12 protein-coding genes are annotated in these 13,641 nt (G+C 74.1%); 5 read left to right on the top strand and 7 right to left on the bottom strand.

What is annotated here, in order from left to right; translation table 11 throughout:
• Positions 1–18: 18 nt before the first annotated feature.
• From ACZ6Z8_RS20490 to ACZ6Z8_RS20510, 5 genes are all read right to left on the bottom strand, one after another.
• Complete coding sequence (locus ACZ6Z8_RS20490; protein WP_465611459.1) at positions 19–1,293, bottom strand: MFS transporter; 1,275 nt, start codon at positions 1,291–1,293, stop codon at positions 19–21.
• A gap of 69 nt (positions 1,294–1,362) precedes the next feature.
• Positions 1,363–2,064 carry a dienelactone hydrolase family protein gene (locus tag ACZ6Z8_RS20495; protein ID WP_465611460.1) on the bottom strand — a complete coding sequence of 234 codons (702 nt, stop codon included), beginning with the start codon at positions 2,062–2,064 and terminating at the stop codon, positions 1,363–1,365.
• 54 nt (positions 2,065–2,118) lie between these two features.
• Positions 2,119–3,531 (bottom strand): sugar porter family MFS transporter, encoded by a 1,413-nt coding sequence (locus tag ACZ6Z8_RS20500; RefSeq protein ID WP_465611461.1) that lies wholly within the window; start codon positions 3,529–3,531, stop codon positions 2,119–2,121.
• A gap of 116 nt (positions 3,532–3,647) precedes the next feature.
• Entirely contained in the window at positions 3,648–4,352 is a 705-nt protein-coding gene (locus ACZ6Z8_RS20505) for an FMN-binding negative transcriptional regulator (protein ID WP_465611462.1), read from the bottom strand.
• Positions 4,353–4,365: 13 nt separating this feature from the next.
• Complete coding sequence (locus ACZ6Z8_RS20510) at positions 4,366–5,040, bottom strand: pyridoxamine 5'-phosphate oxidase family protein (protein WP_465611463.1); 675 nt, start codon at positions 5,038–5,040, stop codon at positions 4,366–4,368.
• A gap of 34 nt (positions 5,041–5,074) precedes the next feature.
• Between ACZ6Z8_RS20510 and ACZ6Z8_RS20515 the strand changes: the two genes are divergently transcribed.
• Entirely contained in the window at positions 5,075–6,409 is a 1,335-nt protein-coding gene (locus ACZ6Z8_RS20515) for an aminotransferase class I/II-fold pyridoxal phosphate-dependent enzyme (RefSeq protein WP_465611464.1), read from the top strand.
• Positions 6,410–6,569: 160 nt separating this feature from the next.
• Here ACZ6Z8_RS20515 and ACZ6Z8_RS20520 read toward each other — a convergent pair whose 3' ends face one another.
• Positions 6,570–7,928 carry an NAD(P)/FAD-dependent oxidoreductase gene (locus ACZ6Z8_RS20520; RefSeq protein WP_465611465.1) on the bottom strand — a complete coding sequence of 453 codons (1,359 nt, stop codon included), beginning with the start codon at positions 7,926–7,928 and terminating at the stop codon, positions 6,570–6,572.
• A gap of 213 nt (positions 7,929–8,141) precedes the next feature.
• Between ACZ6Z8_RS20520 and ACZ6Z8_RS20525 the strand changes: the two genes are divergently transcribed.
• The 3 genes from ACZ6Z8_RS20525 (at position 8,142) to ACZ6Z8_RS20535 (ending at position 9,908) form a co-directional block, all read left to right on the top strand.
• Complete coding sequence (locus ACZ6Z8_RS20525) at positions 8,142–8,897, top strand: HipA family kinase (RefSeq protein ID WP_465611466.1); 756 nt, start codon at positions 8,142–8,144, stop codon at positions 8,895–8,897.
• Entirely contained in the window at positions 8,894–9,322 is a 429-nt protein-coding gene (locus ACZ6Z8_RS20530) for a DUF3037 domain-containing protein (RefSeq protein WP_465611467.1), read from the top strand. The genes ACZ6Z8_RS20525 and ACZ6Z8_RS20530 overlap by 4 nt, the downstream gene beginning before the upstream one ends.
• Before the next feature lie 127 nt (positions 9,323–9,449).
• On the top strand, positions 9,450–9,908 hold the full coding sequence (locus tag ACZ6Z8_RS20535; protein ID WP_396536386.1) for a MarR family winged helix-turn-helix transcriptional regulator: 459 nt from the start codon (positions 9,450–9,452) through the stop codon (positions 9,906–9,908).
• A 22-nt stretch (positions 9,909–9,930) separates the two neighbouring features.
• On the opposite strand, the gene ACZ6Z8_RS20540 is transcribed toward ACZ6Z8_RS20535, so the two are convergent.
• Positions 9,931–12,084, bottom strand: coding sequence for a HelD family protein (locus tag ACZ6Z8_RS20540; RefSeq protein ID WP_465611468.1), 2,154 nt, complete (start codon positions 12,082–12,084; stop codon positions 9,931–9,933).
• A 109-nt stretch (positions 12,085–12,193) separates the two neighbouring features.
• On the opposite strand from ACZ6Z8_RS20540, the gene purB reads away from it, so the two are divergent.
• Positions 12,194–13,633: an adenylosuccinate lyase gene (purB, locus tag ACZ6Z8_RS20545; RefSeq protein ID WP_380413757.1), complete on the top strand. Its 1,440-nt coding sequence runs from the start codon at positions 12,194–12,196 to the stop codon at positions 13,631–13,633.
• The last annotated feature ends 8 nt before the right edge of the window (positions 13,634–13,641 follow it).

The raw sequence follows: 13,641 nt of genomic DNA on the forward strand, positions 1-13,641 counted from the left end.
GCGGGGCGCACAGGGCGCTCACGGCGCGGGCGCGGGCTCGACGGCGGACACCGGTGCGTCCGGGGTGCTTCGGCGCGGGCCGCGGCGGGTGAGCCGGCGGACCTGGGGGTCGACCAGGACGACGGCGCTGAGCACCAGGCACAGCGCGGCGCAGGCCCAGAGCGCGCCGGACAGGCCGAGCACGACCGCCGCCGGGCCGGCCAGCGCGGTGCCGACCGGCGCCAGTGAGTAGGAACCGAGCTCGTCGTAGGCGGTGACCCGGGAGAACATCTCCTCCGGTATCTCCTGCTGGAGCGCGACCATCCAGTTGACGGCGAAGACGGTGACGCCGACCCCGGAGAGGAACATTGCGGCGATGAGCAGCGGCAGCGGGGCTTCGAGGGCCAGCGCGAGGGCGGGGACGCCGAACAGGAACACGCCCCAGTTGCCGACCAGCAGGATCCGGCGGGGGCGCCAGCGCGCCATCAGCAGACCGGTGACCACCAGCCCGACCCCGTAGGCGGACATCGCCAGGCCCCAGGCGCCCGCGCCGCCGAGCCGCTGGTCGGCCACGGTCGGCCCGTACACCGACTCGACCGCGTTGACGCAGGCGACCAGGACGGCGAACTGGGCCACGACCACCCAGAGCCAGCGGCGGGAGGAGAACTCCCGCCAGCCCTCGCGCAGGTCGCGCAGCATGTTGCCGCCGGAGGGGGCGGGGGCGCTCTCGGGCTCCAGGAAGAAGCGCAGGGCGGCGGCGACCAGGAAGCACAGGGCGTCCAGGGCGAGCACCCAGCCGGGCCCGAAGGCGGTGGTGAGCCCGCCGCCGAGGGCGGCGCCGCCGATCTGGGAGGCGTTCTGACCCATCCGGAAGACCGAGAAGGCCCGGTTGGCGTGCTCCTGGGGGACGGCCTGCATGATCATGCCCCCGGCGGCCGGGGCGTAGAGGGCGTACCCGGCGCCGCCCGCGGCGGAGAGCACCAGCAGCTGCCACAGCTGGACGCTCCCGGCCAGGACCAGCACGGCCAGGACGGCCTGGGCGGCGGCGCTGAACAGGTTCGCGGCGACCATGATGCGGTGGCGCGGCAGCCGGTCGGCGAGGGTGCCGCCGAGCACCAGGAGCAGGACGGTGGGCAGCAGCCGGGCGGCGGTGACGTAGCCGACCTCGGCGGTGGTGCCGCCGTTGCCGAGGACGGCGAAGGCGGTGGCGATGGGGGCTCCGGCGTTGCCGAGGCCGCTGACCACGGTGGCGGTGGTCTGGATGCGGAAGTTGCGGCTGGCCCAGGCGGGACGGCGGGGGTGTGGGGTCGGCACCCAGTGACTATCGCCGGAGTTCGTACAGGTGTCATCCGGATTTCGGGCAGGCTCCGGCCGGGCGGGGCGTCAGCCCAGGTGGCCCCGGAGGAAGGTGACGGTGCGCTGCCAGGCGATCCTGGCCTGGAGCGGGTCGTAGGTGCCGAGCAGGTTCTCGTCGTTCATGAAGGCGTGCCCGGCCGGGTAGAAGTGGATCTCCGGGCGGACGTCGGTGGCCTCGCCGATCCGGATCGCGGCCTCGTCCACGGCGGCCATCGGGTTGGAGCGGTCGAGCTCGCCGAAGTGGCCGAGGACGTGGGCGGTCAGGCCGCGGTAGTCGAAGTCCGGGTCGGGCGGGAGGCCGTAGAAGGGGACCACGGCGGCGACCCGGTCGCCGGCCCGGGCGGCCAGGACCAGGGCGAAGCCGCCGCCCATGCAGAAGCCGACCGCGCCGACCGCGTCGCCGACCACGCCGTCCAGCGAGAGCAGGAAGTCGACCGCGCCGGAGAGGTCCTCGACGGCCTGCTCGACCGGGAGTTCGCGCTTGAGCCGGGCGGCCTCGGTGCGGTCGTGGGTGGTGGCGCCGCCGAACAGGTCGGGGGCGAGGACGGTGAACCCCTCGGCGGCGAAGCGGTCGGCCATGTCCGCGATGTGCGGGGTGAGCCCCCACCACTCCTGCACCACCACCAGGCCGGGGCCGGCCCCCTGCGGAGGGAGGGCCAGGTACCCGTGCGCGGTGCGGCCGTTGCTCGGGAAGCTGACGTTCTGCCGGGAGCCGCCCTGGTCAGGCATGGCTTCCTCTCGGTGGGTCGGGCCGCGTGCGGCGGGGTGTGCGGGAGCGGGCGCTCAGCCCATCTCCTCCAGGGCGCGGCCCTTGGTCTCCCTGATGCAGAAGGCCACGAACGGGATGGAGAGCAGCGCGAAGGCCGCGTAGATGACGTACGTGGCGGAGAGGTTCCAGTCCGAGAGGTTCGGGAAGCTGACCGTGATGGCCCAGTTGGCGATCCACTGGGCCGAGGCGGCGACCGACAGGGCCAGCGCGCGGATCCGGTTGGGGAACATCTCGCCGAGCAGCACCCAGACCACCACGCCCCAGGAGAAGGCGAAGCAGAGCACGAACACGTGCGCGGCGATCAGGGCGGCGGTGGCGTGGGTGTTGTCGAGGGTGGCGGTGTCGCCGGTGCCGCTGCGGTAGGAGAAGGCCCAGGCGGCGGTGCCCAGCGCGAGCGCCATGCCGGCGGAACCCGCCAGGGCCAGCGGCTTGCGGCCGATCCGGTCCACCAGGACCATCGCGATCACCGTGCCGATCACGTTGATGATCGAGGTGGAGAGGCTGATCAGCAGCGAGTTGGACTCGTTGATGCCGACCGACTGCCACAGGAAGGAGGAGTAGTAGAAGATCACGTTGATGCCGACGAACTGCTGGAACACCGAGGCGCCGATGCCGACCCAGACGATCGGCAGCAGGCCGAAGCGGCCGCCGAGCAGGTCCTTGAGCCGGGGCTTGTGGGTGGACGCCAGCACCGCGCGGATCTCCGCCACCCGGGTGTCCAGGTCGACGTCCTCGCCCTCGACCTCGACCAGCACCTTGCGGGCCTGCGCCTCGCGGCGGTCGGCGATCAGGTAGCGCGGCGACTCCGGGATGGCCAGCGCCATCAGGCCGTACACCAGGGCCGGGATGGTCTCGACGCCGAGCATCCACTGCCAGGCCTGGATGCCGGCGAGATGGCCGGTGGACTCGCCGCCGGCGGCCTGGTTGAGCGCCCAGTTGGCGAGCTGGGAGATGGTGATGCCGAGCACGATCGCCATCTGCTGGAAGGACGCGAGCCGGCCGCGGTAGGCGGTGGGGGCGACCTCGGCGATGTAGGTGGGCGCGATCACCGAGGCGATGCCGATCGCGATGCCGCCGACCACGCGCCAGGCGGCGAGCGCCTCGATGTTCGGCGGGAACATCGAGCCGATGCCGCTGGCCGCGAACAGCACGGCGGCCAGCAGCATGGTGCGGACCCGGCCGAAGTGGTCCGCGAGCCGGCCGGCGCACACCGCGCCCAGGGCCGAGCCCAGCAGCGCGATGGCCACCACGAAGGCGGTGGTGCCGTTGCCCACCGCGAAGTGCCGCTGGATGCCGGTGACCGCGCCGTTGATCACGGCGCTGTCGTAGCCGAACAGGAAGCCGCCCATCGCGGCGGCCGCCGAGATGAAGATGACGTGCCCGAGGTGGGCCTCGCCGGCCGCCCGTTGACTGTGGACTGTGGACACGCGCGCTCCCCGAGGTGGACAGGCCCGTCCTTGACGACTGGGCAGGACTCGTCTCACATTCGAGCAGCGCGGCGGCCGGCCTGCCCGCCCTGTGCGGCCGATCGGGTGAAAGAGGGTCAGTCGCCGGCGCGTGGCCTGGACGCGCGCCGGGCGAGGACCGCTCCCGAGGCTCCCCCCGCCCCGGCACCGCGCCGCCGGTGGCGACGCAGCAGCTGGGTGCGGGCGGCGGCGTCCTGGTCGCGGCGACCGGGCGGGCCTCCGGCGCGCTCGGCGAGCCGGTCGGCGATCGCGTACTGCACCTCGGCCGGCTTCTTGTCGTCGTACTTGAACTTGGCGCGCACCTCGCGGACCGTCAGACGCAGCCCGCGCAGGCCCGGCAGCAGCCGGCCGAACTCGTTCGCGCCGGGGACCACCCGGACGTCCGGGGTCTCCGGCTGGAAGTGCGCCAGCTGGCGGTTGAGGATCTCGGCCTTGCCCTCGGCGGACTCGACCACCTCGGCGGTGCAGTGGAAGTGGACGGAGGCGTAGTAACTGGTGGGCGTGCCGGGCTCACCGCGCCAGTGCCCGGGGGCGAAGGCGTAGCCGTCGGTGACCGCGAGGGTGACGTTCGGGTCGGCCCGGACGGCGGTCAGCAGCGGGTTGGGCGAGGCGAGGTGGAGCAGGATCTCGCCGCGCCCGGCGTCCAGCAGGAAGTGCGTCGGGACGAGCACCGGGCCCTCGTCGGGGCCGCCGTTGGCGGCGAGCAGGCCGAAGTCGCGGCCCTCGGCGAGCCAGGCGCGCCACTCGTCCTCGTCCCCGCGGTCCCAGGACCTGATCAGCATCGGTCGGCCTTCCTCAGCGGGGGAAGCGGCGCATGTGCGCGGGCAGCGGGATGTCGCGGTCGTACGGCTCGGGGGTGCCGTGCACGGTGGTGACCGGGACGATGCCGGACCAGTGCGGCAGGTCGGCGTCCTCCGGGTCGTCGTTGGCGCCGTCCGAGCGGGTCTTGGCCGAGACCTCGTCCAGCTCCAGCCGGATCACCGCGGTGGCGGCGAGCTCCTTGGGGTTGGCCGGGCGGATCTCGCCGGAGCGGCCGGGGACGACCTGGTCGACCAGGGCGGCCAGCGCGACGTCCAGCTCCTCGGGGTCGGTGACCTGGTGGGCGGTGCCGTGGGCGACCACCGAGCGGAAGTTCACCGAGTGGTTGAAGGCGGACTTGGTCAGCACCAGGGCGTCGACGTGGGTGACGGTGACGCAGACCTGCATGCCCTGCTCGTCGGAGGCCCCGCGCATCGGGCGGCTGCCGGTGGAGCCGTGGAGGTAGAGCCGACTGCCGACCCGGGCGAAGACCGTCGGGAGGACGACGGGGGCGCCGTCGGCGACGAAGCCGAGGTGGCAGACGTAGGCCTCGTCCAGGATGGCGTGGATCGCCTCCTTCTCCCAGGTGGCGCGGTCCTTGTAGCGGGTGGGGGTGGTGCGCGGCGTCCGGGAGTAGCTGGTGTCCCCGGTGTTCGTCGGCGTGGTCGACATGACAACCTCTATGTACTAGTGCATAATTTGGTTTGTGCTAGGAGACTATCCGCTGAAAGGGCGACGCGCCAGCGAAATCGCTGCCCACATCGAACAGGGCGTGAGCAGCGGGCGGCTCGCACCCGGAACCGCGCTGCCCCCACTGCGCGACCTCGCCGCCGAACTCGGCGTCAACCCCAACACCGTGGCCGCCGCCTACCGGCTGCTGCGCGACCGCGGCGTGATCGAGACGGCCGGCCGCAGGGGCAGCCGGATCCTCCCCAGGCCCGCGCTCACCCCCCGCGACCAGATCCGCGTCCCCGTCCCCGCCCGGGCCCGCGACCTGTCCACCGGCAACCCCGACCCGGCCCTGCTGCCCGACCTCGGCCCGGCGCTCACGGCCGCCGCCGAGGCCCTGCGGGCCGAGCCCGTGCTGTACGGGCACGCGCGCATCGACGCCGGGCTGCTCGACCTCGCCCGCACCTCCTTCGAGGCCGACGGGCTGCACGGCCCGATCGCCGTCGCCTCCGGCGCGCTGGACACCATCGAGCGCGCCCTCGGGGCCTGGCTGCGCCCCGGCGACGCGGTGGCGGTCGAGGACCCCGGCTGGGGCAGTCTGCTCGACCTGCTGCCCGCGATGGGGCTGCGGCCCGTGTCGGTCCGGCTGGACGACGAGGGTCTGCTGCCGGCCTCGCTGGCCGCGGCGCTGTCCGAGGGGGTCCGCGCGGTGGTGGTGACCAGCCGGGCGCAGAACCCGACCGGTGCGGCGCTCACCGCCGGCCGGGCCGCGGCGCTGCGGACCGTCCTGGCCGGGTACCCCGGCGTGCTGCTGATCGAGGACGACCACGGGCACGGCATGGTCGACCAGCCGTACCACCCGCTGGTCGGCGCCGGGTCGCGGCACTGGGCGGTGGTGCGTTCGGCCGCCAAGGCGTACGGGCCGGACCTGCGGGTGTCGGTGATGGTCGGCGACGAGGAGACGGTGGGGCGGGTGGCCGGGCGGCTGCGGCTGGGCGCGGGCTGGGTCAGCCACCTGCTGCAGCGCACCGTCGCCGAGCTGTGGCGCGCCGACGCGGCGCCCGCCGCGCGTGTGGCCGCCGTCTACCGGGCGCGCCGGGACGCCCTGCTGGGCGAGTTGGCGGCGCGCGGCATCGAGGCGCACGGGGAGAGCGGGCTGAACGTGTGGGTGCCGGTGCCGGACGAGACCTCGGCGCTGGCGGCGCTGGTACAGCGCGGGTGGGTGGCGGCGCCCGGGGCGCGGTACCGGATCCAGTCGCCGCCCGGGCTGCGGTTCACCACGGCGCGGCTGGAGGCGGTGGAGGCTCGGCGGCTGGCGGAGGACCTGGCGGAGGTCCTGGGTTCGGGCGGGGGAGCCTCCCGGCTGGTGTGAGCGGGGGCGGCTCGCGGCGGGGGCGGGGAAGGATCGGGGGGTGGCTCGCGGCGGGGGCGGGTGGTCGGGGCCCTGGCGGCGCGCTGACGGACGCGCACGCCGAGGCGCCCCGCCGCGGTGGTTCCTCACCGTGGCGGGGCGCCGAAGTGTCCTGCTCCGCTCAGCCCTTGGCCAGCAGGGACTGGGCGTGGGCGCGCACCTGGTCCCGGCTCAGGTAAGCGTCGGTGTACTCGAAGTCCTGGAGCCGCGCGGGCTGGCGGGCGAGGAAGCCGATGCGGACGAAGTCGTCCCCGGCGGTCGCGTTCATCAGCCAGTTCGCCCCCACCCGGAGCTTGGCCACATTGGTGCGCATCGCCATCAGGTGGTAGCCGCGGGCCACCAACTGGGCGGGTACGCCGCGCAGTTCGACGCCGATCGGCTTGGAGACCGCGTCCTTGCCGCCGAGGTCGACCACCAGGCCCAGGTCCTTGTGGTAGTACGGCTCCAGGGGCTGGTTGCGGAGCGAGGCGATCACGTTGTCGGCCACCGCGCGGCCCTGGCGGGCCGAGTGCTGGGCGGTGGGCGGGCAGACCGCGCCGTCGCCCTTGGCGAGGTCCGGGACGGCCGCCGCGTCACCGAGCGCGAACACGCCCTCGAACTGCGGCACCCGCATCTCCGCCGTCACGGCGAGCCGGCCGCGGACCGTCTCCGCGTCCAGGGTGCCGATCAGCGGGCTCGCGGCCACGCCGGCGGTCCAGATCAGGGTGCGGCAGGGAAGCACCCGGCCGTCGGTGAACTTGACCGTCTCGGCGCCGACTTCGGCCACCGAGACGCCCAGCGACACCTCGATGCCGCGCTCCTGCAGCACCTCCAGGGCGGCGGTGCCCAGCGCTTCGCCGAGCTCGGGCATCAGCTTGGGGGCGATGTCGATCAGGTGCCACTTGATCTGGCGGGCGTCCAGGCGCGGGTAGCGGCGGGCGGCGGCGGTGGTGAGGCGCTGGAGGCAGGCGGCCGTCTCGGTGCCGGCGTAGCCGCCGCCGACCACCACGAACTGCAGCCGGGACTCGCGTTCGCGCTGGTCCAGGGTGGCCGAGGCGAGGTCGAGTTGGGCGATCACGTGGTCGCGGACATACGCCGCCTCGGCGAGCGTCTTCATGCCGCGGGCGTAGTCGGTGAGGCCGGGGATGTCGAAGGTCCGGGTGACGCTGCCGGGGGCGAGCACCAGGACGTCGTACTTCTGGGCGATCACCTCGTCGGTGACCTTGCGGACCACGCACACCTTGGAGACCGGGTCCACGCCGATGGCGCCGCCGGGGACGATGTGGGTGCGGCGCAGGCTCCGGCGCAGGGACACGGCCACGGACTGCGGGGTGAGGACGCCGGCGGCGACGTGGGGGAGGAGGGGGAGATAGAGCTGGTAGCTGAACGGAGTGACCAGCGTGATCTCGGCCTCCGCCGGCGAGAGCTTGCGTTCGAGGCGGCGGGCGCACTCCAGGCCTGCGAAGCCGCCGCCCACGATCAGGATCCGAGGTCGTTCCATCGCTCATCCCTTGTCATGCGGGTCGTACCGGAAGGTCCCCATTACTGTCCGCCACACTCGCACGGAGCAGCGGGGGCTGCCACCGGGGCGGGGCGGACGGGGTGAGGGGGAGCGGTGGGACGGAAGGGGGCAGAGTGGCGGGTGGTGCCACCGGGGCGGGTGGACGGGGTGAGGGGGGCGGAAGGAAGGGCAGGCCCGGATAAGCTGTCCGGCGTGCTCCCCGAGGTGACGGCGGTCCGCTACGTGACGCCACTGCGAGAAGGCGGCTCGATGCCGGGCCTGGTCGAGGCCGACGACCGGCGGCTGTACGCGCTGAAATGGGTCGGCGCGGCGCAGGGCCGGAAGGCGCTGGTCGCGGAGGTGCTGGCCGGGGAGTTGGGGCGGCGGCTCGGCCTTCCGGTGCCGGAGCTGGTGACGATCGACCTGGACCCGGTGCTCGCGCGCAGTGAGCCGGACCACCAGATCCAGGACCAGATGCGGGCCAGCGGCGGGACCAACCTCGGGATGGCCTTCGTCAGCGGCGCGCTCAACTTCGACCCGCTGTGCTTCGAGGTGGACCCCGAACTGGCCGGTCAGGTGCTCTGGTTCGACGCGCTGATCGGCAACGTCGACCGCTCCTGGCGCAACCCCAACCTGCTGGTGGCGACCGGCGGGCTGCGGCTGATCGACCACGGCGCGAGCCTGATCTTCCACCACAACTGGGCCGGTGCGGCCGGCTGGGTGCGCCGCCCGTACGACGCGTCCGACCATGCGCTGCTGCGGGCCCGGCCGGACCTGGCGGCGGCGGACAAGGCGCTCGCGCCGCTCGCGGAGGCGGCGGTGGAGGCGGCCGTGGCGCAGATCCCCGAGGTGTGGCTGGTGGACGAGTTCGGCTTCGACTCGCCCGAGGACGTGCGCGCCGCGTACCGCGCCCAACTGATCGAGCGACTGGCCGGTCCGCGTGACTGGCTGCCGGAGGTGCCCGCATGAACCAGCCGCTGTCGGGCGGGCCGTCGGCCGGGCTGCCGGCCGTCGTCGAGCTGCACGACTACGAGTACGCCGTGATCCGGGCGGTGCCGCGGGTCGAGCGGGGCGAGTGCGTCAACGTCGGGGTGCTGCTGTACTGCCGGCAGAGCGCGCATCTGGCCGCGCGTACCCATCTGGACCAGGCCCGGCTGCTGGCGCTGGACCCGGTGGCGGACGTGCAGGGGGTGCGCCGGGCGTTGCAGGGGATCGAGGCGGTCTGCCAGGGCGGGCCGCAGGCCGGTCCGGCGGCCTCGGACAGCCCCGGGCAGCGGTTCCGCTGGCTCACCGCGCCGCGCAGTGCGATGGTCCAGCCGGGGCCGGTGCACACCGGGCTGACCGCGGACGCGGATGCCGAGCTGCGGCGGCTGTTCGACCAGCTGGTGCTCTGACCGTTCCCGGGTGCGCCGGGGGCCGTGCGGCGGATGTGCTCCCGACGGTGGAAGTGTGAGGTGGCTCGCGGACGGTTGCCGTGGTCAAAGCTTGAGTTACTGAAGCACTGGGTCGTACGCTTGCCCCATGGGTTCGACCTCGACGACGACCGTACCGACCAACGCCGAGCTGATGGAGGCGTTGGCCGCCGTCGGCGCCGCGTACTTCCAGGACTTCGCGGCGGCCGCGGCCCGGCACGGGCTGTCCTCCTCGCAGGCCAAGGCGCTGGGCGCGGTGCAGGAGCCGGTGCCGATGCGGGCGCTGGCCGGGCGGCTGGGCTGCGACGCGTCGAACGTGACCGGCATCGTGGACCGGCTGGAGTCGCTCGGTCTGGCCAACCGGGAGGCGGCCGCCGGTGACCGCCGGGTGAAGATCGTGGTGATCACGGCCGAGGGCCGGGACATCCTGAGCCGGATCCGCAGCGAGATGGCCCGCACCCACCAGGCCTTCGAGGCGATGACCGACGAGCAGCGGATCGCCCTGCACTCGATCTGCGGGCAGGTCCTGCCGGTGCTGGCCGGCCGTGCGGGCGGCGCGCAGCAGTAGCGGGCCGCCCGTCCCGGGGTGCTCAGAGCGCCCCGGCGAGTTCCGGTGGCAGCGGCCGGTGGTGCAACAGGGTGAGCGTGCGGGTGGCGCGGGTGAGTGCGACGTACAGGTCCCGCGGGGCCAGCGCGGCCGGCTCGACCACCACGACGTGGTCGAACTCCAGGCCCTTGGCCGCCGTGACCGTCAGCGCGCCCAGCGCCGGCGCTGGGCCGTCCGCTGCGATGACGCCCAAGGTGCCGACCCGTGTGGGGAGTTCGGCCAGGGCCGTGGCGAAGTCGCCGTTCGGGACGGGCACGGCGCGCGGCCGTTCGGTGCCCGGGCGGACGGACTCGGGCGGCTGCCGGCCGGGGGCTGCGGTGCGCAGCACGGCGGCGGCGAGGGCCATGATCGGTTCCGGCGTCCGGTAGTTCACGGTGAGCCGTTCCTCGCGCCAGCGGCCGGGCAGGTGCGGGTCCAGCATCTGGGCCCAACTGCGGGCGCCGGCGGGCGATCCGGTCTGGGCGAGGTCGCCGACGACGGTGAGCGAGTTGGTCGGGACGCGGCGCAGGACGGTGCGCCAGGCCATCGCGGAGAGTTCCTGCGCCTCGTCCACCACGACGTGGCCGTACGCCCAGGTGCGGTCGGCGCCGGCGCGTTCGGCGGTGGAGCGGTACGGGCCGTCGTCGTGGAACCGTCGGGCCAGGGCGGCGGCGTCCAGCAGGACGTCGTCGGTCTGCCCGGTGATGGTCAGCACGCCGTGGGCGAAGGCGAGTTCTTTCGGGTCCTCGGGCTCGCTCCGGTCCGCGGGGCGGAGTTCGCCGAGGAGTTCGGCGGCCTCGTCCAGCAGCGGGACGTCCTCGACCGTCCAGGGCGAGCCGGGCGGGCGGAGCAGGGCGGCCGCGTGCTCGGGGGCGATCTCGGCGAGCAACTCCCCGTCGGTGAGCAGCCGTTCGAGGAGTCGCTGCGGGGTGAGGGCGGGCCAGAGCGGATCGAGTGCGGCACGGACGTCCTCCCGGGCCCACAGCTCGCGCGGGGCGTAGTGCGCCTCCTCCTCGTCGTACGGGCGGCAGAGGGAGAGCGCCTGGGCGATGGCCAGGGCGTCCAGCAGGGTGCGCAGGTAGTGGGCGCGGGCCCGGTTGTGCGGCGCCCGCAGGCCGCGGGCGGCGTCCAGGGCCTGGCCGCAGGCACGGGCGGAGACGCGCAGCCCGTCGCCCAGGTCGAGGCCCTCGGCGGGCGCCGACTGGTGGGCGGCGACGGCCCGTCGGAGCACCTCGGTCATCCACGGGCCGCCCTTGGCGACGGCCGTGGCGGGCGCGTCGGTGCGGCTCGTGGTGACGTCCGGGAACAGTTCGCCGACCGTGCGCAGCACCACCTCGGTCTCGCCGAGGGCGGGCAGCACCTCCTCGATGTAGCGCAGGAAGTCCGTGGTGGGGCCGATGACCAGTACGCCTCGGCGCTCCAGGGCGGCGCGGTGGGTGAACAGCAGGTAGGCGGCGCGGTGCAGGGCGGCGAGGGTCTTGCCCGTCCCGGGCCCGCCCTGGACGACCAGGGCGCCGGGCAGCGGGGAGCGGATCACCCGGTCCTGCTCGGCCTGGATGGTGGCGACGGCGGTGCCCATCCGGCCGGTGCGCTCGCGGGCGAGGGCGGCGAACAGCGCGGCCTCGCCGACCAGGGTGCGGCGGCCGGACTCGTCCAGCCCGGCGAGGTCGAGTGCCTCGTCGTCCAGACCGGTGAGGGTGCGGCCCTCGGTGTGCAGGTGGCGGCGGCGCAGCACGGCGCCCGGGCGGGCGGGGGTCGCGGTGTAGAACGGGCGGGCGGCGGGGGCGCGCCAGTCGAGCAGCAGGGGCTCGTAGGCCTCGTCGGTCAGGCCGGTACGACCGATGTAGTGCACGGTGCCGTCGCGCTCGTCGAGACGGCCGAAGCACAGGCCGCGTTCCACCGCGTCGAGCCGGGCGGCGTGGCGGGCGGCCTCGTGGGCGCGGACCTCGCGCTCCAGCCGGGCCTGGTGGGGGCCGCCGGCGGACGCGCCGCGGTGGGCGGCGGCGCTGGTGCGGCGGGCCCGTTCGCGGGCGGCGTCCAGGTGGGTGTAGAGCCGGTCGAGGTGGGCCTGTTCGGTGCGCAGGGCCTCGGCGAGCGCCGGGTCCGCGGAGTCGGCGGGCCGGGCCGGGCCGGTGGGTTCCGCTGGAGTTCCGTTCATCGGTGTGGTATTCTTGCGGCGAGGAGTTTGTAGGGTCGATTCTGACGAGTGTCGAACCGGCCCAGCGTAGCCCATCCGCCGACGTTCGGCGTGACCTCGGCTGTTAGGCTTGCGAAGCGTGAGCGCGAAGCCCCAGATCCCCAATGTCCTGGCCTCCCGGTACGCCTCGGCGACCCTGGCCCAGCTGTGGTCCCCCGAGCACAAGGTGGTCCTTGAGCGCCACCTGTGGCTCGCCGTCCTGAAGGCCCAGCAGGACCTCGGTGTCGAGGTGCCCGCGAACGCCGTCGCCGACTACGAGCGAGTGATCGACCAGGTCGACCTCGGCTCGATCGCCGCCCGTGAGCGGGTCACCCGCCACGACGTGAAGGCCCGGATCGAGGAGTTCAGCGAACTCGCCGGCCACGAGCAGATCCACAAGGGGATGACCTCCCGGGATCTGACCGAGAACGTCGAGCAGCTGCAGATCCGCCAGTCCCTGGAGCACGTCCGGGACCGTACCGTCGCCGTCCTGGTGCGTCTGGCCGACCTGGCCGCCCAGCACTCCGAGCTGGTCATGGCCGGCCGCTCGCACAACGTGGCCGCGCAGGCCACCACCCTGGGCAAGCGCTTCGCGTCGATCGCCGACGAGCTGCTGGTCGCCTTCCGCCGCCTGGAGGAGCTGATCGCCCGCTACCCGCTGCGCGGGATCAAGGGCCCGGTCGGCACCGCCCAGGACATGCTGGACCTGCTCGGCGGCGACACCGACAAGCTGGCCGAGCTGGAGCGCCGGGTCGCCGCGCACCTCGGCTTCGACAACGTGCTGACCAGCGTCGGCCAGGTCTACCCCCGCTCGCTGGACTTCGAGGTGCTGACCGCCCTCGTCCAGCTGGCCGCCGCGCCGTCCAGCCTGGCCAAGACCATCCGTCTGATGGCCGGCCACGAGCTGGTGACGGAGGGCTTCAAGGAGGGCCAGGTCGGCTCCTCCGCGATGCCGCACAAGATGAACACCCGCTCCTGCGAGCGCGTCAACGGCCTGGCCGTCATCCTGCGCGGCTACGCCTCGATGACCGGCGAGCTGGCCGGCGACCAGTGGAACGAGGGCGACGTCTCCTGCTCGGTGGTGCGCCGGGTCGCGCTGCCGGACGCGTTCTTCGCCTTCGACGGCCTGCTGGAGACCTTCCTGACCGTCCTGGACGAGTTCGGCGCCTTCCCGGCCGTGGTCGAGGCGGAGCTGGACCGCTACCTGCCGTTCCTGGCCACCACCAAGGTGCTGATGGGTGCGGTGCGCGCGGGCGTCGGCCGGGAGACCGGCCACGAGGTCATCAAGGAGCACGCCGTCGCCTCCGCGCTGGCGATGCGCGCGGGTGCCCGGGAGAACGAGCTGCTGGACCGCCTCGCCGCCGACGAGCGCATCCCGCTGGACCGGGCCGCGCTGGACGCGCTGCTGGCCGACAAGCTGTCCTTCACCGGGGCGGCCGGGGCGCAGGTCGCCGAGGTCGTCCGCCAGGTGGAGGCCGTCGCTGCGGCCTACCCCGAGGCGGCCAAGTACGCTCCTGCCGACATCCTCTGACGGAGCCT

This window comes from Kitasatospora sp. NPDC101108, assembly GCF_055584725.1.